We start from the raw sequence: 20,349 nt of genomic DNA on the forward strand, positions 1-20,349 counted from the left end.
AATGTCAGCAGAAACTTTGACCGTCGCCGTCATCGGAGCCGGGGGCAAGATGGGGCTGCGGGTTTCCCGGAACCTCCAGAAGTCCGGCCACACCGTCTTCTACAGCGAGAACTCCCCCGCCGGCCAGGAGCGCGTCCGCGCCGAGGGCCGCGAGATCACCGCCACGGACGACGCCGTCAAGGGCGCCGACGTCGTGATCCTCGCCGTCCCGGACACTGTCCTGGGCATCGTGTCAGAAGGCGTGGTCCCGCAGATGAAAGCCGGATCCATCCTCCTCACCCTGGACCCCGCCGCCGCCTACGCCGGGCTGCTGGCCAAGCGCGACGACGTCGTGCAGGCGGTAGCGCACCCCTGCCACCCATCCGTGTTCCTGGAGCGCACGACCAAGGAAGAATGGGCCGACACCTTCGGCGGCCAGGGCGCCCCGCAGAACGTGGTGGCCGCCATCGACGAAGACGCCCCTGAGGCCACCAAGGCCGCTGCGGAGGCGACCATCCGCACCATCTACGCCCCCGTCATCGACGTCCACTGGGTCACCGTCAAGCAGCTCGCCATCCTCGAACCCACCCTCGTGGAAACGGTGGCCTGCATGATCGGCACCCTGCTCAACGAGGCACTGCACGAAACCGTCCACACCGCCGGCGTCCCCGAGGAAGCCGCCAAGGCCATGCTGTTCGGCCACGTCCAGATCGCGCTGACCAACGCCCTGCGCGGATCCAACCCGTTCTCCGAGGCCTGCGAAATCGCCATCCAGTACGGCAAGGACACCATCATCAAGGACGACTGGAAGAAGATCTTCGACGACTCCGAACTCGACGGCGTCATTGCCAAGATGCTCAAGCTCGAGGCAGTCAAGCGCTAGGACTCCACCCGAGCGGCGGCTGCCACCCCGGTCCTCTTTGGACGGGGGTGGCAGCCGCCGCTTTTGGTTTATCGACCCTGGCCAGGCCTGGAATCAGGCGGGAGCTGCCGTGGATTCCCGGACAATCACATGCGTGGCTAATTCCACGCGGTGGGAATCCAGGACCTCGCCGCGGGCCTGGCGCAGGAGTGACCTCAGGGCAGCCCGCCCCATCTCCTCGAGGGGCTGCGCCACCGACGTGAGCGCCGGCACGGATTCTTCGCCCTGGATGGTGCCATCAAAACCAACGAGGCTGATATCCCCCGGGACCTTCAGGCCGCAGTGAACCGCCTCGCTGAGCACGCCCAGGGCGATGCTGTCGCTACCGGCGAAGATGGCCGTGGGGCGCTTTTCGAGCTTGAGCAGCGCCTTCATCCCGGACACCCCGCTGTCCCGGCGGAACCTGCCGCCGGAAACGATGTACTGCGGATCCACAGCGAGGCCATGGGCTGCGAGGGCGGCCATGTAGCCGTGGAGCCGGGCCTGGTTGCATTCGGCCCGCTCGATGCCGCCGATGTAGGCGATGCGCCGGTGGCCCAGTTCCAGCAGGTGTTCAGTGGCGGCCTTACCGCCGGCCCAGTTGGTGGCACCTACGCTGACCACATCCGCGGGCGGCGGGTTGAGCGGATCGATCACCACCACCGGAATCCGGCGCCGCCGGAAGGCGTGCATCTGCGCCTCGCTGAATGCCGAGGTCACCACGATCATTCCCGCCCGGCCTTCGTCGACCATCCGCTGCGCGCGGCGCTCCGCGGCCTGCACCGTGGGGGTCGACGGACCGGTGACGCTGACCAGGACCTCCACATCCTCAGCGGCGGCGAAATGCAGGATCCCGTCCAGGACCTCGGTGGTGTAGGCGGAGGTCAGGACATCCACCACCACCTCGATCACGGTGCTGGTCCTCGTCGCCGAACGGCGCTGCACGGGTGATTGGTACCCCGCCTGCTCCAAAGCGGTCAGGATCCGGGCCCTGGTCTCCGGTGCAACGTCTTCGCGGCCGTTGACCACCTTGGACACCGTGGGGGTTGAAACCCCCGCCTGCAAGGCAACAGCTGCCAAGGTTGCCTTCGCGGGCCGTGCAGTCTTCGCCAATGGCTCATCCACTCTTTCGAAACATTTCGCTTATGGCCATCTTGCCCGCGTTTAATCACGGCGTCAACCGATTGCCCACGCAACTGCGTATGAAGCAAAGAAGCGAACCCTTGACTGTGACTCTGCTCACGGCTAGATTGGCACCACCGCTCGCAAAGTTTCGAAAACTTTCGAAAGCTGCACGGTACGACCACCGACCGAATTGACGCGGGCCATCCGCCTCGGAGCCGAGGCAAACGCCTGCTTCACACGTTACCGGGACCCAGCGTTGAGCCCGGAGGATGAACGGAAACGAAATGAAGATTCGAAAGTTGCGCTCGGCAGCGTTGGCAATTTCCGCAGCGGGTCTGGCAGTCAGCCTCGCCGCCTGCGGTTCGTCAGGTCCTGCCGGCTCAAACGTCAGCAGCGATTCGGCCACCATGTGGGGACTCACCGGCGGCAACCAGCCGGTGCTCCAGAAGTCGGTGGATGACTGGAACCAGGCCAACCCGGACAAGTCCATCAAGCTGGATTTCTTCGCCAACGACGCCTACAAGACCAAAGTCCGCACCGCCGTCGGCGCCGGCGAAGGCCCCACCTTCATTTACGGCTGGGGCGGCGGAGTCCTGAAGTCGTACGTCGACGCCAGCCAGGTTGACGACCTGTCCACGTTCATCAAGGACAATCCCCAGGTCAAGGACCGCTACCTACCCTCGGTGCTTAAGAACGGTGAAGTGAACGGCAAAAGCTACGCACTCCCGAACAACAACGTCCAGCCGGTAGTCCTCTATTTCAACAAGGACGTCTTCGACAAGGTAGGGGCCCAGCCCCCGAAGACCTGGGATGAGCTGATGGCCCTGGTGCCGAAGTTCAAGGCGGCCGGCGTGGCCCCGTTCTCCCTGGGCGGCCAGTCCAAGTGGCCGGACCTGATGTGGCTTGAATACCTCGTCGAGCGCATTGGCGGCCCCGAAGTGTTCGCCAACATCGCAGCCAACAAGCCGGGAGCCTGGTCCGACCCCGCCGTCAAGGAGGCGCTGACCAAGATCCAGGACCTGGCCGACGCCGGCGGATTCATCAACGGCTTCTCATCCATCGCGGCGGACAGCAACGCAGACCAGGCCCTGATGTACACCGGCAAGGCCGCCATGATCCTGCAGGGCGGCTGGATCTACCAGGGCATGAAGAAGGACGCCGCCGACTTCGTCAAGAGTGGAAAGCTGGGATACACCACCTTCCCCACCGTTTCCGGCGGCAAGGGTGACCCGGCGAACGTCGTGGGCAACCCCTCCAACTTCTGGTCCATCTCCGCCAAGGCCACGGATGCCCAGAAGAAAGCCGCCCTGGACTACGTCAAGGACGGCATGTTCACCGACGCCAACACCGATGCCCTGATCAGCTCCGGTGCGGTGCCGGTAGTCAAGGGAATCGAAGGCAAACTGGCTGCCTCACCCGACAAGGACTTCCTGACCTTCGTCTACGGCCTGGCCAAGAACGCCCCGAGCTTCACCCTCTCCTGGGACCAGGCCCTCAGCCCCGCGCAGGGCGACGCCATGCTGTCCAACCTGGACCAGATCTTCCTCAAGAAGATCAGCCCTGACCAGTTCATCAGCACCATGAACGCCACGATCGGAAAGTAAGGGACCATGACGTCTCTTGGTTCCGCCAACCGGGGGGTCCGCGACGCGGGCCCCTCGGGGTGGCTTGCAGTCCCGGCCCTGGCCTTCTTCCTGGCGTTCGCTGTTGTCCCGCTGATCGGCGTCGTCTTCCTCAGCTTCACCAGCTGGAACGGCTTGGGCGAAATCAAACTGGACGGCCTGTCCAGCTGGACCACGGTGCTCACGGATCCGGTCACGGGAAACGCCCTGGTGGTCACCGCGAAGATCATGTTCTTCTCGTTCATCGTCCAGGCGCCCATCAGCCTGCTGCTGGGGGTCTTCACGGCCGGTGGCCAGAAGTACCGCGCCGCCCTCGCCGTGCTCTACTTCCTGCCATTGCTGCTTTCGTCCGCGGCCGTTGCCATCGCCTTCAAGGCCCTGCTCGATCCCAACTTCGGCCTCGGCCCCGGATTCAACCTGCCCATCCTTGCCCAGGACTGGCTTGGCAACTCGGATTTGGTCCTGTTCGTGGTGGTCTTCGTGATTGCGTGGCAGTTCGTTCCGTTCCACACGCTGATCTACCAGGGCGGCGTACGCCAGATCCCCACGTCGCTGTACGAGGCCGCTGAAATCGACGGCGCGGGACGCTTCCGCCAGTTCTGGAACATCACCCTGCCCCAGCTGAAGTACACCATCATCACGTCCTCCACCCTGATGGTGGTGGGCAGCCTCGCCTACTTCGACCTCATTTTCGTGCTCACCGGGGGCGGACCCGGGTACAGCACGCGGCTGCTGCCGCTGCACATGTACCTGACGGGTTTCAAGGCCAACGATATGGGCGCCGCGAGCGCCCTGGGGGTCATTCTCGTCGTCATCGGACTGGGACTTGCCCTCATCCTCCAGCGGTTGGGCGGCAAAAACCGCAACGCAAGCCAACTGGAAGGTGCCTGATGGCCTCCACAACACAACTTCCCGTCCCACCGGCCCCGGCGGGCAGCATCACCGCAGCACCGATCACCCGCACCAAGGGACCCGGCCGGCTCCGGCCCAACCTCCTCGGCGGCCTGGGCGGCTGGCTTTGGCTGGCCATCATCATCGTCCCCATCTATTACGTGGTGATCACCAGCTTCAAGAACCAGGCCGGCTTCTTCACCTCCAACCCCATGCTCCCGGCAACGGAACCCACACTGGACAACTACAAGCTGGTCCTGGAGAACAACTTCGTCAGGTACTTCACCAACAGCCTCATCGTCACCCTGGGCACGGTCCTGCCTGCCCTGCTGGTGTCCTTCATGGCCGCCTACGCCATCGTCCGCGGCAAGAGCCGGTTCCTGAGCCTGACGAACAACCTGTTCCTCCTTGGCCTCGCCATCCCGCTGCACGCCACGATCATCCCCATATACTGGATGATCACCCGGGCGCACATGTATGACACCCTGCTGGCCTTGATCCTTCCGTCCGTGGCCTTTGCCATCCCGGTCAGCGTCCTCATCCTGTCCAACTTCATGCGCGATGTCCCCAATGAGCTTTTCGAATCGATGCGCCTGGACGGTTGTTCCGACTGGGCCATGATGTGGCGCCTCGCCCTCCCCATGACCAAGCCGGCGGTCATCACCGTCGGCATCTACAACGCCCTGCACGTCTGGAACGGTTTCCTTTTCCCGCTGATCCTGACGCAGAGCCCGGCAACCAGGGTCCTGCCGCTGTCCCTGTGGACTTTCCAGGGGGAGTTCAGCGTGAACATCCCCGCCATTCTCGCCTCCGTCGTCCTGGCGACCCTCCCCCTGCTGGTGGTGTACGTCGTCGCCCGCCGTCAACTGCTGAGCGGCCTGACGGCCGGCTTCAGCAAGTAGAAAGGACTCCCCGATGAGCACCGCACAACCCCTGCGGGTCGGCATGGTGGGCTACGCCTTCATGGGTGCCGCCCACTCCCACGCCTGGCGCACCGCGCCCCGGTTCTTCGACCTGCCCCTCCAGCCCCGGCTGGCCGCGGTGGCGGGAAGGAATGCCGACGGCGTCCGTGCCGCAGCTGGCAAACTCGGCTGGGACTCTGTTGAGACGGACTGGCGCCGCCTGATCGAGCGCGACGACATCGACCTCATCGACATCTGCACGCCCGGCAACACGCACGCCGAAATCGCCATCGCCGCCCTGGAAGCCGGCAAGCACGTGCTGTGCGAAAAGCCGCTGGCCAACTCCGTGGAGGAAGCCGAACGGATGACACTCGCCGCAGAAACGGCCGCCAAGAATGGTGTCCTCTCAATGTGCGGCTTCAGCTACCGCCGCACGCCGGCCCTGGCGCTGGCCAAGCGGTTCGTGGACCAGGGACGGCTGGGCGAAATCCGCCACGTCAGGGCCCAGTACCTGCAGGACTGGCTCACCGATGCCAACGCCCCCATGACCTGGCGGCTGGACAAGGAGAAATCGGGTTCCGGCTCCCTGGGTGACATTGGAGCGCACAGCATCGACGCCGCCCAGTGGGTTACCGGACTGAACATCAGCGGCGTGTCGGCACTGCTGGAGACCTTCGTGCAGGAACGCCCGCTGGCCGGTGACCTGGTGGGCCTCGGCGGGCACGGCGACCTCAGCAGCGGCGCCCCACGCGGAAAAGTCACGGTGGATGACGCGGCCATCTTCAGCGCAAGGTTCGACGGCGGCACCTCAGCAGGTGCCATCGGCGTCTTTGAAGCTACGCGCTACGCCCTGGGCAGAAAGAACGCCATGCGGCTGGAGGTCAACGGCACCAAGGGTTCCCTCGCCTTCGATTTCGAGGACATGAACGCCCTGTCCTTCTACGACGCCGCCGAATCCCCCGACGCCGGGTTCCGGAAGATCTTCGTCACCGAGCCCGAACACCCCTACGCCGCGAACTGGTGGCCCACCGGCCACGGCCTGGGATACGAGCACGGCTTCACCCACCAGGTGGTGGACCTGGTCACGGCCATCGGCGAAGGCCGCCAACCCGAACCGTCCTTCGCGGACGCCCTGCAGGTGCAGCGGGTCCTGGCCGCCGTGGAGTCCAGCGCCGCGAATTCCAGCCAGTGGCAAAAGGTCTGAGCAGCCGTACGGCACAGGAAACAACCAGCTTCAACCCAATCAAGGAAACACACATGACACGACCAATCACGCTGTTCACCGGCCAATGGGCCGACCTGCCCTTCGAGGAGGTGGCGCGCCTTGCCGGTGAGTGGGGCTTCGACGGCCTGGAGATCGCCTGCTGGGGCGACCACCTGGATCCGCGCCGTGCGGCCGAGGACGACAACTACCTCCAGGGCCGGCTGGACATCCTCGAAAAGAACAACCTGAAGGTGTTCGCCATCGCCAACCACCTGACCGGCCAGGCCGTCTGTGACGACCCCATCGATGAGCGCCACCAGGGCATCCTGTCCGCTGAGGTCTGGGGTGACGGCCAGCCCGAGGGGGTCCGCCGCCGGGCAGCGGAAACCATGAAGGACACCGCGCGCACGGCGGCCCGCCTCGGCGTGAAAACCGTTACCGGGTTCACCGGCTCCTCCATCTGGAAGGCGGTGGCCATGTTCCCCCCTGCCTCCCAGGGCATGATCGACGCCGGATACCAGGACTTTGCGGACCGCTGGAACCCCATTCTCGATGTCTTTGACGAGGAGGGCGTCCGGTTCGCCCTGGAAGTCCACCCCTCAGAAATCGCCTACGACTACTGGACCGCCAAGCGAACCCTCGAGGCGATCGGCCACAGGGAGAACTTTGGCCTGAACTTCGATCCCTCCCATTTCATCTGGCAGGACCTGGACCCCGTGATGTTCCTGCAGGACTTCGCGGACAAGATCTTCCACGTCCATGTCAAGGAATCCGTCCGGCAGCTCGACGGCCGCAACGGCCGGCTGGGTTCCCACCTTGCCTGGGCCGACCCCCGGCGCGGCTGGGACTTCGTCACTGCCGGCCACGGTGACGTCCAGTGGAACCGGATCTTCCGCACCCTGAACGCAATCGGCTACGAAGGTCCCACCAGCATCGAATGGGAGGACGCCGGGATGGACCGGCTGGCAGGTGCCCCGCAGGCGCTGGCCATGGTCCGGGAACTCGCCCGGATCGCCCCGCCCCCAGCCGCCTTCGACGCCGCCTTCGCCAGCCGCTGACCCCCGCTTCGCCGGCCCAGGCCGGCAGCCAAACAAAGGAAACTCCCATGACAGAACGCAAGAACGCGCTGGTCGTCCGCGGCGGCTGGGACGGCCACCAACCCTACGAGGCCACCGAACTCTTCATTCCCTACCTCAAGGACAACGGCTACGACGTACGGGTGGAGGAATCCCCCAAGGTCTACGCCGACGCCGGATACATGGCCGGGGTGGACCTGATCGTGCAGTGCATGACCATGTCCACCATCGAAAAGGACGAGTTCGCCGGACTGCGGGCAGCCGTGGAGAACGGCACCGGCCTGGCCGGCTGGCACGGCGGGATCGCCGATTCCTACCGGAACAACTCGGACTACCTGCACCTGATCGGCGGTCAGTTCGCCTGCCACCCCGGCAAGCATCCGGACGAACGCACCGGTGAACAGTCGGACAACTACGTTCCCTACACGGTCAACATGCTGCCCGCGGCCGCGGAGCACCCCATCACCAAGGGCATCAAGGACTTCGACCTGGTCACCGAACAGTATTGGGTCCTCTCTGACGACTACGTCGACGTCCTGGCCACCACTACCCAGAAGGTCCGTGAATGGGATCCCTGGCACCGGGAAGTGACCTCCCCGGCCATCTGGACCCGTCAGTGGGGCAAGGGCCGGATTTTCGTCTGCACGCCGGGCCACCGGGTGGAAATCCTCCAGGACCAGAACGTACGCACCATCATCGAAAGGGGCATGCTGTGGGCAAGCCGTTGAACGTAGGAATCATTGGCTGCGGAGCGATCATCGCCCAGTACCTCACCAACTTCCGGCGGCTGGACCAGGTCAACCTGGTGGCCGTGGCCGACCTGAATCCGGCACGCGCCCAGGCCGTGGCGGATGACTACGACGGCGTCCGAGCCCTGTCCGTGGACGACCTGCTCGCCGCCGACGATGTCGACCTGGTCCTGAACCTCACCATCCCGGCCGCGCACGCGGACGTTGCCCTGAAGGCAATTGCCGCCGGAAAAAGCGTCTATGGCGAAAAGCCCCTGGCCGCCACCACCGGGGAAGCACGCCAGGTGCTGGACGCGGCACGGGAGGCGGGCGTCGTCGTCGGCTGTGCACCGGACACCGTGCTGGGCACGGGGATCCAGACCGCCCGCAAGGCCATCGATGACGGACTGATCGGCGCCCCCATCTCGGCGTCTGCCACCATGGCCACGCCGGGCCATGAACGCTGGCATCCCAACCCGGACTTCTACTACCAGCCCGGCGGCGGCCCCCTTTTGGACATGGGCCCCTACTACGTCACCGCGCTCGTGACACTGCTGGGTCCTGTGGTGTCGGTCCTCGGTGCGGCCAGCCACACCCGGGACGAGCGGACCATCGGCTCCGGGCCCCGGCAGGGCGAAAAAGTCCCCGTGACCATCGACTCCCACGTCACCGGCGTCCTGGTCCACGCCTCGGGGGCCATGTCCACGCTCTTCATGAGCTTCGACGCCGTGAAGTCCAAGTCGCCCAACATCGAGATCCACGGTGAGCGTGGATCCCTGGTGGTACCGGATCCCAACCACTTCGACGGGGACGTCCAGCTGTTCTCCCTCGGCGCCACGGACTGGGAAACCCTTCCCGTGTCCGCCGGGTACGTTGATTCCGGCCGCGGGTTCGGCATCGCGGACCTGGCCGCCACCCCGCAGGGCAAGGAGCCCCGGGCCGGCGGCGCCCTGGCCTACCACGCCTTGGAGGTCATGGAGTCCGTGCTCGAGTCCGCGCACAAGGGCACCTCGGTGGCCATCCACAGCACCGTCGACCGCCCTGAACGCGTGGAGCTGACGGTCCTGGCCGAACAGGCGGCCGCACTCCAGCCCAAGTAGGCCGGGCATCCGGAACCACGCTGCCAACGCAGCCTTGCTAGTGCAGCCCGTCGCTGCGGGCGGCGCGGTTCCGGCCCAGGGACTTGGCCCGGTATAAAGCGGCGTCCGCGGAAGCCACGAGGTCGTCCACGTCGGAGGTCCCGGCGTCGTACGTGGAAATCCCGTAGCTGGCGGTGGGCATCTGCATCCCGTTCAACGTATTGGCGCCGGCCAGCCGCCTGCTGATCTCCTCCGCGATCGTCTCCGCGCGCTCGGCACTTGCCCCGGGGACCAGGATGACGAACTCCTCCCCGCCGTACCTGCCGATCAGGTCGGTGGAGCGGACTGTGGCAACGCAGGCGCCGGCGAAGGCCTGCAGCGCCAGGTCGCCGGCGGCATGGCCGTGGGTGTCGTTGACGGCCTTGAAATGGTCGAGGTCGGCGAGGATCAGGGCCCCGGAACCGCCCGTGATGCTGCGGTCGGCCAACTGCTCCGCCGCCAGGTCCATGAAGGCCTTCCGGTTCAACAGCCCGGTGAGGTCGTCCCGGGAAGCCACCACCCGCAGGGCGCGGGTCTGCTGCTCGCTGCTCAACGCTGCCATGCTGAAGGACACCACCACCAGCAGCACCATGGTGACCATGGTGGTGACGGCCGATCCGAAGACGGTGACGAAAACGGGACCGTCCGGGCCTTCCACCAGGAACGCAAGCCAGCGGAAGAAATAGAAAACGGACAGCCCGCCGGCAGCCATGGCCATGGGGATGCGCACCCGTGAGTAGCCCGGTTCAAGCCGCCACAGCTCACGCGACGCCATTCCGATGGTCAGGCTCATTGCGGCGAGGAACACCGGGCCGCCGGACCAGGTATTGGTGGCAGGATGGTCCAGCAGGGAGGCAACCAGGGTCACCAGTGGGATACCGGTGAAGGCCCATTTAGGCGGGCGCACCGTCCGCAGCGACCGCGCTCCGGCCCACACCGCGACCCCGCCGTGGACCAGCAGGGTGTTTCCCACCGGGTTGGCCCACACCTGGTGGGACGTGCCGTCCAGGAGGAAGCAACCTGATCCGGACAGGAAGAACAGCAGGGCTCCGCACCACCAGGCACTGTACGGCGAGCGCGTCACCCGGTACGCGGAAAAATAGAACAGGACCACCAGCACCAGGGCCATCAGGCCGAAAGCGATGCGCAGGGTTGCCGTATCCAGAACCATGTGCCAGAAGTCCCCCCAAACGCGGCGAATGCTGCTCACGACAGTATTGCATTCCACCCTGACATCGCAGAAGCTCCTGCACACCCCTGACGGCTGCCGGGAACTTCCGCGGAGGCACCGGAGTTGGACTGGATATGGACGACCCTCCTTCACACATGCCTTGGCCCCTCTGCCACCTGACCGGAACACCGGCCACACCAGGAGAGGGGCGCCCCAATGTATGAATGGATCATGCTGGGCATCGGCCTGGTCCTGACCGTCGGCACCGGCTTCTTCGTCGCCTCGGAGTTCGCGCTGGTGAACCTTGACCGGCATGACCTTGAAGCCCGCCAGGCCCGCGGCGAAAAGCGGCTGGGCCCCACCATCAAAGCCCTCCGAATCACCTCCACCCACCTCTCCGGCGCCCAGCTGGGCATTACCCTGACCACCCTCCTGACGGGTTACACCTTCGAGCCCGCCATCAGCCGGATGCTCAGCGGCCCGCTGCAGTCTGCGGGGCTGGCCGAAGCCCTGGTGCCCGCCGTCGGCTCCGTCGCCGGCATCTTCCTGGCCACGGTCTTTTCGATGGTGGTGGGCGAGCTTGTCCCCAAGAACTTCGCCCTGGCGCTGCCCTTGGCCACCGCCAGGCTGGTGGTCCCGTTCCAGGCCCTTTTCACCGCAGTGTTCAAGCCGGTCATCCTGCTGTTCAACAACACGGCCAACAGCATCATCCGCAGCTTCGGCATCGAACCGAAGGAGGAGCTCTCCGGAGCCCGCAGCGCGGAGGAGCTCAGCTCCCTGGTGCGCCGCTCCGCCGTCGAGGGCGTCCTGGACCTGGACCATGCCACGCTCCTGCACCGCACCCTCCGCTTCTCCGAGTACAGCGCTGCGGATGTGATGACCCCGCGCGTCCGGATGGCGGCCGTTGCCGCCGCAGACACCGCGGAGGACATCGTGGCCCTGGCCACCGCCACCGGCTACTCCCGGTTTCCCGTGATCGGGCGCGACCGGGACGACGTCCTGGGCGTCCTGCACGTCAAGCAGGCCTTCGCGGTCCCGCTTGGCCAGCGGGCCGGCACCACCGCGGCGGACCTCATGATCGAACCGCTCCGGGTCCCGGAATCCATGGGCGTTGACACCCTCCTGGGGCTGCTGCGACGCCAGGGACTCCAGGTAGCCATCGTCTCCGACGAGCACGGCGGCACCGACGGGATCGTTACCCTCGAGGACCTGGTGGAGGAAATCGTGGGTGAGCTTGAGGACGAACACGACCGGGCACGTGCCGGGGTGGTCCGCACGGGCCGTTCCATTACGTTCGACGCCGCCCTGCGGCCGGACGAGCTCCTGGACCGCACCGGGATCGAAGTACCCGACGGGGAGGAGTACGACACTGTGGCCGGATTCGTCACGGACCGGCTGGACCGCCTGCCGGAGCTGGGTGACGAGGTCACGGTCGACGGCGGCACCCTCCGCGTGGAGCGCGTGTCAGGCGTGCACGTGGAGCGGCTGCGTTTCACCCCCGGAGCGTCCGGCGAACCGCCGCGGAGCCCGCACGACCGGATCATCGACAACCTGACCCAGGAGCTGACCCATGAGTGAGTACCTTCCCGGCATCATCTGGCTGGTGGTGCTCCTTGTGGTGAACGGCTTCTTCGTGGGGGCGGAGTTCGCCGTCATCTCGGCACGCCGCTCCCAGATCGAACCCCGCGCCGAGGCCGGCAGCAAAGCGGCCAGGACCACGCTGTGGGCCATGGAGCACGCCACGCTCATGCTGGCCACCAGCCAGCTGGGCATTACGGTCTGTTCACTGGTCATCCTGAACGTCTCCGAACCCGCCATCCACCACCTGCTGGAAATCCCGCTGGGCCTGACCGCATTGTCCTATGAGGCAATCAGCATCATCGCGTTCGTGGTGGCGCTGCTGCTGGTGACGTTCCTGCACGTGGTGGTGGGCGAGATGGTGCCCAAGAACATCTCCTTCTCGGTGCCCACCCGGGCGGCCCTCCTGCTGGCCCCGCCGCTGGTGTTCGTGGCCACGGTGTTCAAGCCGGTGATCTGGACGCTGAACGGGATCGCCAACTTGATCCTTCGCCTCTTCAGGGTGGAGCCCAAGGACGAGGCCACCAGTGCGTACACACTGGACGAGGTGGCCAACATCGTGGAGCAGTCCACCCGGGACGGCATGCTCAAGGACACCACCGGCGCCCTGACCAATGCCTTCGAGTTCACCGCCAAGACGGTGGCCGACGTCCAGGTGCCCATGGCGGACATGGTGCTGCTGCCGGGGACCGCCGCCCCGTCCGACATCCAGCAGGCCGTTGCGGCATATGGCTACTCCCGCTACATCCTGGCCAATGCGGCAGGAGAGCCTGACGGGTACCTGCACCTCAAGGACGTCATGGACCTGACGTCGGCGGAAAAGTTCCACCGTCCGGTTCCGGCCAAGCGGATCCGCCGCCTTGCCTCTGCGTTTGCGGGGGCTGACCTCGAGGACGCGTTGGCGGCGATGCGGCGGACGGGCGCCCACGTGGCCAGGGTGTTCGACGCCGGCGGCAGGACCACCGGGGTGCTCTTCCTTGAGGACATCATCGAGGAGCTGGTGGGCGAGGTGCAGGACGCCACCAGCGCCTGAACCCCCGGCCAACGGGGGCGGCCCTTCGCCTGCGGGTTCAGCGGCGCAGTTCCCGGAGCCGAAGCAGGGCGACGGCCGCCGCCGCCACCAGGAGGGCGGCGGCGGCACTGATTCCCGAGTAGCCGGCCATGCCCATGACGGGTCCTGCGGCCGCGCTGCCCAATGCTGCCGCCAATGACATGGCGGCGTCCGAGAAACCCTGGGCGGGGATCCGCTGGGAAGGCGCCAAAGCAGCGACGAGCAGGGTGGATCCGGCCACGGTGGTGGCGGACCAGCCCAGGCCCAGCAGGACCAGCCCGGTGGTGACGGCCGCCGGATACTCCGGAGCAAGTCCCGTCAGTGCCACAGCGGCCAGGAGGGTGGCCAGCCCCGCCAGCACCATCCGTGCCGGTCCCATCCTGTCCGTGAGCCACCCCATCAGCGGCGACAGTGCGTACATCCCGGCGATATGGAGGGAGATGGTCAGGCCGATCAGCGCGATGGTATCCGGGTGGCCCGCTGCTGCCCCGGCCTGGTGCTGCATGTGCAGCGGCGTCATCGACATCACCGCCACCATCACGGCGTGCGCGGCCACCACCGCCACCACTGCCCCGCGGGTGGTGCGGTTCTCCCGCACGATCCGCCATCCGGCCTGGAGGCCGCCCCGGGGCCGGACACCGTCGCCGGAACCGGGGCCGTCCATGGCGCGGCGGGTCAACAGGGGATCGGGCCGCAGGAAAAGCCACACAATCGAGGCGCCGATAACCATCCCGGCTGCCGAAATGAGGAAGGGCCCGGCAGCGGCCGGAATGCCCAGCCAGCCGGCCACCACCGCGCCCGGACCCACCATGTTGGGTCCGGCCACAGCACCGATGGTGATGGCCCACACCACCAGTGAGAGGTCCCGCCCGCGGTGGGCGGGCTCGGCCAGGTCCGTGACCGCAAAGCGGGCCTGGAGGTTCACCGCGGAGGCCACGCCCACCAGGAAGGCACCGGCGAGCAGGAGGAGGAAGAAGCCCGTGACCACCGCGCCCACCATCAGGGCGGTTCCGGCAATCGCAGCGGCCAGTCCGGAAGCGAGGGCAAAGCGCCGGCCGCGGGAGAGGGCCAGCTGCGCCAGCGGAATGGCGGTCACCGCCGTTCCCAGCGTCAGGGACGTGTTGACGGACCCTGCCCAGGCTTCCGAGCCGGACAAATCCACGGCCAGGATGGAGCCCAGGGCCAGCGTGGAGCCATTGCCCAGGCCGGAAAAGATCTGGGCGGACACCAGCGTCCTGCGCATGCGGGACTGCAGGGACCGGGCGGTATCGGCGGTGGCGGTCAAGGATTTTGCTCCTCGGTCAGGGAAAAGTGGCATGCGGCAGGTTCCGTTGGCAGCCCGCCGCCATGCCAAGTGTGGTGTCATGGGTTTATGCAGTTCAACCATGACAATATGTCCGGTGTCCGGGTGGCAGAGGCACTGGTCAACATGCTCGACGGCGGAGCCGGGGATGCAGGCGCCCTGGGCGACCTCCTGGCTGGCCACCTGTTCCATAACCCGGAGGTGGGCGCGGCCGAGGAAGCGCTCCTGCGGGACTGGACCACGCGGCTGCGCACAGTCTTTGAGTCGGACAGCGAGGAGGACCGCTGTGCAACGGTGAACGCATTGCTGGAACAGGGGGTCAAGCGGGTCTTCCTGACCGCCCACGACGGCCTGGGCCCGCACCTCCACTTTGCTGAAACCTGCGACAGCCTGGTGGAACGCGTGCGTGCCCTCACGGCGGGCGGCCTGGCCATCTTCGTCACCGAGGCTGCGGGCGGGAGGCTGGGCACCTGCGCCAGGGACGGCTGCCGAAAGGTTTTCGCCGACACCAGCCGGGGCGGCCGGAGAGCCTACTGCTCGGCACGCTGCGGCAACGCGGATGCCGTGATGCGCTACCGGAAACGAGGGCGCCCGGCCGGCAGTCGATAACAGGCAGCGTCCAGGTCTGGCCTCCGACGGCGGCCGGCGCTAAAGTGGGACCCGTTCCCGCCCTGCCGTTCCCGGCAGGAAGAATGGGGGGCCCTTGAGGGATTGGAGGTGGTTTCGATGACTGCAGTTGCCGCGCGCCCCGAGCGCCACGCACCCACCACATCAGCCACCCCTCCCGGTCGCCTGCGCCTGGCCTGACGGCACCTTTCCGCAGCAGCGCCACAGCACCGGGGAACCCGCGAGGAAACCACAGTGCACCTTTCTTCAGGCAACCCCCTGGACAACAACCCAAGCACCACCCAACCAACCGGCGGCCCCGGCGCTTACGGCTACACCCCCGCCGTCGCCCGCCACTTCGACCAGCACCCCTGCCCCGGCGCCACTGAACGCGGACGGGTGGTCCGCGTGGACCGCACCCTGCTGCTGGTCGCCGCCGGAGACGGGCTGCTCCACCTGCCGTATCCGCTGTCCGGGGACCCCGCCGTAACAGGCGACTGGGTCTGGATCGGCCCCAACCGGGGCGGGGACCGGCAGATCCTGGCCGTCCTCCCCCGCCGCTCGGAGCTCAGCCGCAAACGCGCGTTCGAGGATTCCTCCGAGGAACAGGTCCTGGCCGCGAACATGGACACCGTGGGCGTGGTGGTCCCCGTTGATCGGCCGCTTACGCACAACCGGCTCGAACGCACCCTAGTTGCCGCGTGGGACTCCGGCGCCACCCCGCTGGTGATCATCACCAAGGCGGACCTGGCTGATGTGGCGGACGACGTCGTCGGGAAAGTCATCCTGCAGGCGGCGGGCGTGGAGGTGGTCACCACGTCCGCCGAAAACGGCGACGGAATCGACGAACTGATGTCCCGCATCCAGCCCGGCGGCACCATCGTGCTCCTGGGTCCGTCCGGCGCGGGAAAATCCACTTTGATCAACGCGCTGGTGGGCCGCCAGGTCCAGCAGACCGGGGAGGTCCGGTCCGGCGACTTCAAGGGCAAGCACACCACCACCTCGCGCGAACTGGTCCCGCTGTCCAACGGCACGGTACTGATGGACACGCCCGGCGTACGGGGCTTCGGGCTGTTCGACGCCGCGGAGGGCCTGGGCGGGATGTTCGCCGACGTGGAGGAACTGGCCGCCAGCTGCCGCTTCGCGGACTGCGGCCACGCCGGTGAGCCCGGCTGCGCGGTCCGGGAAGCGATTGACGGCGGCATCCTGGAAGAACGGCGCTGGAACTCCTACCTGAAGATGCAGCGCGAACTGGCCGCGCTGGCACGCCGCTCGGATGTCGCAGCCCAGCGCACCTACTACCGGGAGTGGCACCAGAAGGTGGTGTCCGCCGGGAAATCCCAGCGCTGGGCGGAACGAGAGGCCACCCAACGCCAAGGCCGGACCGCGGGGAAGGACCGTAAGCGGAAGCGGTAGGAGAGACGATATTCCCCTGTCCGGGGCGGGGAGTAGGGTTCGGTCATGGACATCATCCTGGTTCCCGGTTTCTGGTTGGACGCCTCCTCCTGGGAGGAGGTGGCGCCCGTCCTGGAAGCGACAGGGCACCGCGCCCGCCCCCTGACCCTTCCGGGGAAGGAGTCCGTTGGCGCAAGCCGGGCGGGCATCAGCCTGCAGGACCACATTGATGCGGTAGTGGAGGTTCTGGACGGCCTGCCCGGCAAGGTGGCGCTGGTGGGGCATTCCGGTGGCGGTGCCATCATCCATGGTGCGGCGGATGCACGTCCGGACAAGGTGGAACGGGCCATCTACGTGGACAGCGGCCCGCTCGGTGAAGGCGGTGTCATCAATGACGAATTACCCTCCGTTGGGGATGACGTGCCCCTGCCGTCCTGGGAGGACTTTGACGACGCCGACCTGGTGGACCTCACCGACGGGCTCCGCCAGGCCTTCCGTGCCCGCGCTGTACCGGAGCCCCGGGGCGTGGCCTACGCCAAGCAGCGGCTGCACGACCAGCGGCGCTATTCCATACCTGCTACCGTGATCGCCTGCGAGTTCCCGTCCGCCATGATCCGGGAATGGATCGCGGCGGGGCATCCGTTTGTCGCGGAACTGGCCAAGGTCCGGGACGTCGAGTACATCGACCTGCCCACGGGGCACTGGCCGCAGCTCACCAAACCGGAGCCACTCGCGCAGGCCATCGTGGCGGCCGTTGACCGGACCACGGTGTCCCCGGCCTGAAAAACCCTTGCGCTGGGCGGGCATGGTCCCCATAATAAATGAATGGCATTCATTTATTCGACCACCGCCGCGGGCAGCGCCGCCCCCGGCCACGCCCACACCGAGCCCGCAGCCCGCATGCCGGCAGAGTGGGAGTCCCACCAGCGGACGTGGATGGCCTTCCCGCCGCCCAACGACACTTTCGGGCCGGTGGGAAGCTCAACCCTGGACCGGGCACGGGCCGCGTGGAGCAAGGTGGCCCAGGTCATCGCCCGGTATGAGCCAGTCACCGTCATCGCCGATCCGCGGGACGCCACTCCCGCACGGGAATGGCTCGGCCCGGGCATCGACGTCCTGGAGATTCCACTGGACGACGCCTGGCTGCGGGACAGTGGCCCCACCTTTGTCCACACGGCGGACGGTTCATTGGCCGCCGTCGACTGGATCTTCAACGGGTGGGGCGCGCAGCACTGGGCCGCCTGGTCCAGGGACCAAAACGTTGCCCGGAGCGTTGCAGCCTGCATCGATGCGCCGGTCCGGCCAAGCTCCCTGGTGAATGAGGGCGGCGGGTTCCACGTGGACGGTGAAGGCACTGTGCTGCTGACCGAGACGGTCCAGCTCGATCCCAGCCGCAACCCCGGCGCCACCAAGGAATCGGTCGAAGCGGAAGTCCACGCAGCCCTGGGCACCACCAAGGCCATCTGGCTTCCGCGCGGCCTTACCCGGGACTACGACGAATTCGGCACCCGCGGACACGTGGACATCGTGGCCGCCTTTGCCGGACCGGGCACCATCCTGCTGCACCGGCAGGACGATCCCGCCCACCCCGACCACGCGGTCTACCTCCAGCTGGAAGCCGTTCTCGGAGGCCAACTGGATGCCCAGGGCCGGCCCCTGCGGATTATCGACGTTCCCGCCCCCACCACGCTCAAGGACGGCGAGGGCTGGGTGGACTGGTCCTACATCAACCACTATGTCGGCAACAATGTGGTGGTGCTCTGCTCCTTCGACGATCCCAATGACGCCATCGCCGCCGGCATCCTGGAACGTGCCTACCCCGGACGAACAGTGGAACTGGTGGACGCCCGGGACATCTTCGCCTTCGGCGGAGGCATCCACTGCATCACCCAGCAGCAGCCGGCCCGGCAGAAGGGCGGTGCAGCATGAAACTGGCCGAGCCCAGCACCCAGCCCGCCACTTCCCGCCCGTTCGAGGTGGTGGAGGCCGGCATCAGCCAACTCAGGGCAGCCCTGGAAGCGGGAGAGGTAACCAGTGAGGAACTTGTCACCCTCTACTTGGCGCGCATCGAGAAGTATGACTCAGCAGGAATATGCCTGAACTCGCTTGTCGTGGTGAACCCGGAAGCCGTTGCCGAAGCGCGGGCATCGGACCGGCGGCGGGCTGCCGGCTTCACCCTGGGCCCCCTGGACGGCATCCCCTACACGGCAAAGGACAGCTACCAGGTCAGAGGCCTGACCGTGGCCGCGGGATCACCGGCCTTCAAGGACCTGGTGGCCCAGCAGGATGCCTTCACGATTGAACGGCTGAGGGCCGGCGGTGCTGTCCTGATCGGCCTGACCAACATGCCACCCATGGCCAACGGAGGCATGCAGCGCGGGGCATATGGCCGGGCGGAAAGCCCCTACAACGCTGATTTCCTCACGGCCGCCTTCGCTTCCGGGTCATCCAACGGTTCGGGCACGGCCACTGCCGCCAGTTTCGCGGCGTTTGGGCTGGCGGAGGAAACGTGGTCCTCGGGCCGCGCCCCGGCGTCGAACAACGCCCTCTGCGCCTACACACCGTCCCGCGGCGTTATCTCCGTCCGCGGAAACTGGCCCCTCGTTCCCACCATGGACGTCGTCGTTCCGCACACCCGCACCATGGCCGACATGCTGGAGGTCCTGGACGTCGTGGTGGCCGACGACGCCAACGCCCGCGGCGATTTCTGGCGCGTCCAGCCGTGGATCACGGTGCCCAAGGCATCAGCTGTGCGCCCGCCGTCGTACGTTGCCCTGGGCGTTCCGGACACGGCCGCAGCGGCAGGCGTACTGGCAGGCAAGCGTTTGGGGGTGCCCCGGATGTACATCAACGCCGATCCGCAGGCAGGCACCGCCGACGCCCCGGGCATTGGTGGACCAACGGGGCAGCGGATCGAAACACGCGAGTCCATCATGGAGCTGTGGAGGGCCGCCCGCCGCGACCTGGAAGCAGCCGGCGCCGAGGTAGTGGAGGTGGACTTCCCCGTCGTCTCCAACTACGAGGGAGACCGGCCCGGTGCGCCCACCGTCGCCACCCGGGGCCTGGTGCCCCCGGAGTACCTGCGCCGGGAGATCGTGGACCTCTCTGCCTGGGCCTGGAACGACTTCCTGGACGCCAACGGCGACCCGCGGCTCAACCGCCTGGCCGACGTCGAAGGCTCGGCCATCTTCCCCGCCCCCGACGGCGCACTGCCGGACCGCTACGACGGCTTCGATGACGACATCGCCGACTATCCCGCGTGGATCCGGGAGCACGGCGTTCCCGACCTCGCCCGCATTCCGCACCTTGCCGCAGGCCTGGCCGGACTCGAGGAGACCCGTCGGGTGGACCTGGAGGAATGGATGGACCGGCTGGGCCTGGACGCGGTGGTGTTCCCCGCCGCCGCGGATGTAGCCCCGGTGGACGCGGACACAAATCCAGCGTCGGCGGACACCGCCTGGCGCAACGGCGTCTGGGTGTCCAACGGGAACCTGGTCCCCCGGCACCTCGGCATTCCCACGGTCACCGTCCCCATGGGCCTCGCGGCGGACATCGCCATGCCGGTGGGCCTCACCATGGCCGGCAGGGCCTACAGCGACACGGAGCTCCTCCGCCTGGCGGCGGCCTTCGAAGCCACCGGCCGGCGCCGTGTCCCGCCGCCCCGCACCACACCCGCAGGAAAAGGAGCCTGACCCCAGC

At 67.1% G+C, this 20,349-nt stretch carries 18 protein-coding genes; 15 read left to right on the forward strand and 3 right to left on the reverse strand.

All coding sequences use genetic code 11. The features are described from left to right. Nucleotide 1 precedes the first annotated feature (1 nt). The gene (locus ACFVTD_RS10260) at nucleotides 2–862 is read left to right on the forward strand and encodes a phosphogluconate dehydrogenase C-terminal domain-containing protein (protein WP_387561910.1); all 861 of its coding nucleotides are present in this window, start codon (nucleotides 2–4) and stop codon (nucleotides 860–862) included. Between the two features lie 93 nt (nucleotides 863–955). Here ACFVTD_RS10260 and ACFVTD_RS10265 read toward each other — a convergent pair whose 3' ends face one another. Beyond that, on the reverse strand, nucleotides 956–1,993 hold the full coding sequence (locus ACFVTD_RS10265; protein WP_387561913.1) for a LacI family DNA-binding transcriptional regulator: 1,038 nt from the start codon (nucleotides 1,991–1,993) through the stop codon (nucleotides 956–958). 296 nt (nucleotides 1,994–2,289) lie between these two features. On the opposite strand from ACFVTD_RS10265, the gene ACFVTD_RS10270 reads away from it, so the two are divergent. From ACFVTD_RS10270 to ACFVTD_RS10300, 7 genes are read left to right on the forward strand one after another with little or no spacing between them, the layout of a single operon-like run. Then, a complete protein-coding gene (locus tag ACFVTD_RS10270) occupies nucleotides 2,290–3,609 on the forward strand; it encodes an extracellular solute-binding protein (protein WP_387561916.1) in 1,320 nt (439 codons plus the stop codon). Nucleotides 3,610–3,615: 6 nt separating this feature from the next. Further along, nucleotides 3,616–4,518: a carbohydrate ABC transporter permease gene (locus ACFVTD_RS10275; protein WP_387561919.1), complete on the forward strand. Its 903-nt coding sequence runs from the start codon at nucleotides 3,616–3,618 to the stop codon at nucleotides 4,516–4,518. Continuing rightward, nucleotides 4,518–5,420 carry a carbohydrate ABC transporter permease gene (locus ACFVTD_RS10280; RefSeq protein ID WP_387561922.1) on the forward strand — a complete coding sequence of 301 codons (903 nt, stop codon included), beginning with the start codon at nucleotides 4,518–4,520 and terminating at the stop codon, nucleotides 5,418–5,420. The genes ACFVTD_RS10275 and ACFVTD_RS10280 overlap by 1 nt, the downstream gene beginning before the upstream one ends. Before the next feature lie 13 nt (nucleotides 5,421–5,433). After that, entirely contained in the window at nucleotides 5,434–6,624 is a 1,191-nt protein-coding gene (locus tag ACFVTD_RS10285; RefSeq protein WP_387561925.1) for a Gfo/Idh/MocA family protein, read from the forward strand. A gap of 53 nt (nucleotides 6,625–6,677) precedes the next feature. Then, nucleotides 6,678–7,682, forward strand: coding sequence for a sugar phosphate isomerase/epimerase family protein (locus tag ACFVTD_RS10290; protein ID WP_387561928.1), 1,005 nt, complete (start codon nucleotides 6,678–6,680; stop codon nucleotides 7,680–7,682). A gap of 47 nt (nucleotides 7,683–7,729) precedes the next feature. After that, nucleotides 7,730–8,428, forward strand: coding sequence for a ThuA domain-containing protein (locus ACFVTD_RS10295; protein ID WP_387561931.1), 699 nt, complete (start codon nucleotides 7,730–7,732; stop codon nucleotides 8,426–8,428). Further along, nucleotides 8,413–9,528 carry a Gfo/Idh/MocA family protein gene (locus ACFVTD_RS10300; protein WP_387561934.1) on the forward strand — a complete coding sequence of 372 codons (1,116 nt, stop codon included), beginning with the start codon at nucleotides 8,413–8,415 and terminating at the stop codon, nucleotides 9,526–9,528. Before ACFVTD_RS10295 ends, ACFVTD_RS10300 begins: the two co-directional genes overlap by 16 nt. Nucleotides 9,529–9,565: 37 nt before the next feature. Here the strand turns inward: ACFVTD_RS10300 and ACFVTD_RS10305 are convergent, their stop codons facing one another. Further along, nucleotides 9,566–10,717, reverse strand: coding sequence for a diguanylate cyclase (locus tag ACFVTD_RS10305; protein ID WP_387562674.1), 1,152 nt, complete (start codon nucleotides 10,715–10,717; stop codon nucleotides 9,566–9,568). Nucleotides 10,718–10,933: 216 nt separating this feature from the next. Between ACFVTD_RS10305 and ACFVTD_RS10310 the strand changes: the two genes are divergently transcribed. Both ACFVTD_RS10310 and ACFVTD_RS10315 read left to right on the forward strand, forming a co-directional pair. Continuing rightward, nucleotides 10,934–12,295, forward strand: coding sequence for a hemolysin family protein (locus ACFVTD_RS10310; RefSeq protein ID WP_387561937.1), 1,362 nt, complete (start codon nucleotides 10,934–10,936; stop codon nucleotides 12,293–12,295). Beyond that, nucleotides 12,288–13,328: a hemolysin family protein gene (locus tag ACFVTD_RS10315; protein WP_387561940.1), complete on the forward strand. Its 1,041-nt coding sequence runs from the start codon at nucleotides 12,288–12,290 to the stop codon at nucleotides 13,326–13,328. Before ACFVTD_RS10310 ends, ACFVTD_RS10315 begins: the two co-directional genes overlap by 8 nt. 37 nt (nucleotides 13,329–13,365) lie before the next feature. On the opposite strand, the gene ACFVTD_RS10320 is transcribed toward ACFVTD_RS10315, so the two are convergent. Next, on the reverse strand, nucleotides 13,366–14,631 hold the full coding sequence (locus ACFVTD_RS10320) for an MFS transporter (RefSeq protein WP_387561943.1): 1,266 nt from the start codon (nucleotides 14,629–14,631) through the stop codon (nucleotides 13,366–13,368). Between the two features lie 87 nt (nucleotides 14,632–14,718). Between ACFVTD_RS10320 and ACFVTD_RS10325 the strand changes: the two genes are divergently transcribed. The 5 genes from ACFVTD_RS10325 to ACFVTD_RS10345 all read left to right on the forward strand — a co-directional run bounded on the left by ACFVTD_RS10325 (nucleotide 14,719) and on the right by ACFVTD_RS10345 (nucleotide 20,342). Next, nucleotides 14,719–15,258, forward strand: coding sequence for a CGNR zinc finger domain-containing protein (locus ACFVTD_RS10325; RefSeq protein ID WP_387561946.1), 540 nt, complete (start codon nucleotides 14,719–14,721; stop codon nucleotides 15,256–15,258). 252 nt (nucleotides 15,259–15,510) lie between these two features. Further along, nucleotides 15,511–16,671 (forward strand): ribosome small subunit-dependent GTPase A, encoded by a 1,161-nt coding sequence (gene rsgA / locus ACFVTD_RS10330; RefSeq protein ID WP_387561949.1) that lies wholly within the window; start codon nucleotides 15,511–15,513, stop codon nucleotides 16,669–16,671. 45 nt (nucleotides 16,672–16,716) lie between these two features. Beyond that, nucleotides 16,717–17,433 carry an alpha/beta fold hydrolase gene (locus tag ACFVTD_RS10335; protein WP_387561952.1) on the forward strand — a complete coding sequence of 239 codons (717 nt, stop codon included), beginning with the start codon at nucleotides 16,717–16,719 and terminating at the stop codon, nucleotides 17,431–17,433. 42 nt (nucleotides 17,434–17,475) lie between these two features. Then, nucleotides 17,476–18,579 carry an agmatine/peptidylarginine deiminase gene (locus ACFVTD_RS10340; RefSeq protein WP_387561955.1) on the forward strand — a complete coding sequence of 368 codons (1,104 nt, stop codon included), beginning with the start codon at nucleotides 17,476–17,478 and terminating at the stop codon, nucleotides 18,577–18,579. Further along, the gene (locus ACFVTD_RS10345) at nucleotides 18,576–20,342 is read left to right on the forward strand and encodes an amidase (protein ID WP_387561958.1); all 1,767 of its coding nucleotides are present in this window, start codon (nucleotides 18,576–18,578) and stop codon (nucleotides 20,340–20,342) included. Before ACFVTD_RS10340 ends, ACFVTD_RS10345 begins: the two co-directional genes overlap by 4 nt. The last annotated feature ends 7 nt before the right edge of the window (nucleotides 20,343–20,349 follow it).

The sequence above is a fragment of the Pseudarthrobacter sp. NPDC058119 genome (assembly GCF_042884655.1).
GTDB lineage: Bacteria > Actinomycetota > Actinomycetes > Actinomycetales > Micrococcaceae > Arthrobacter.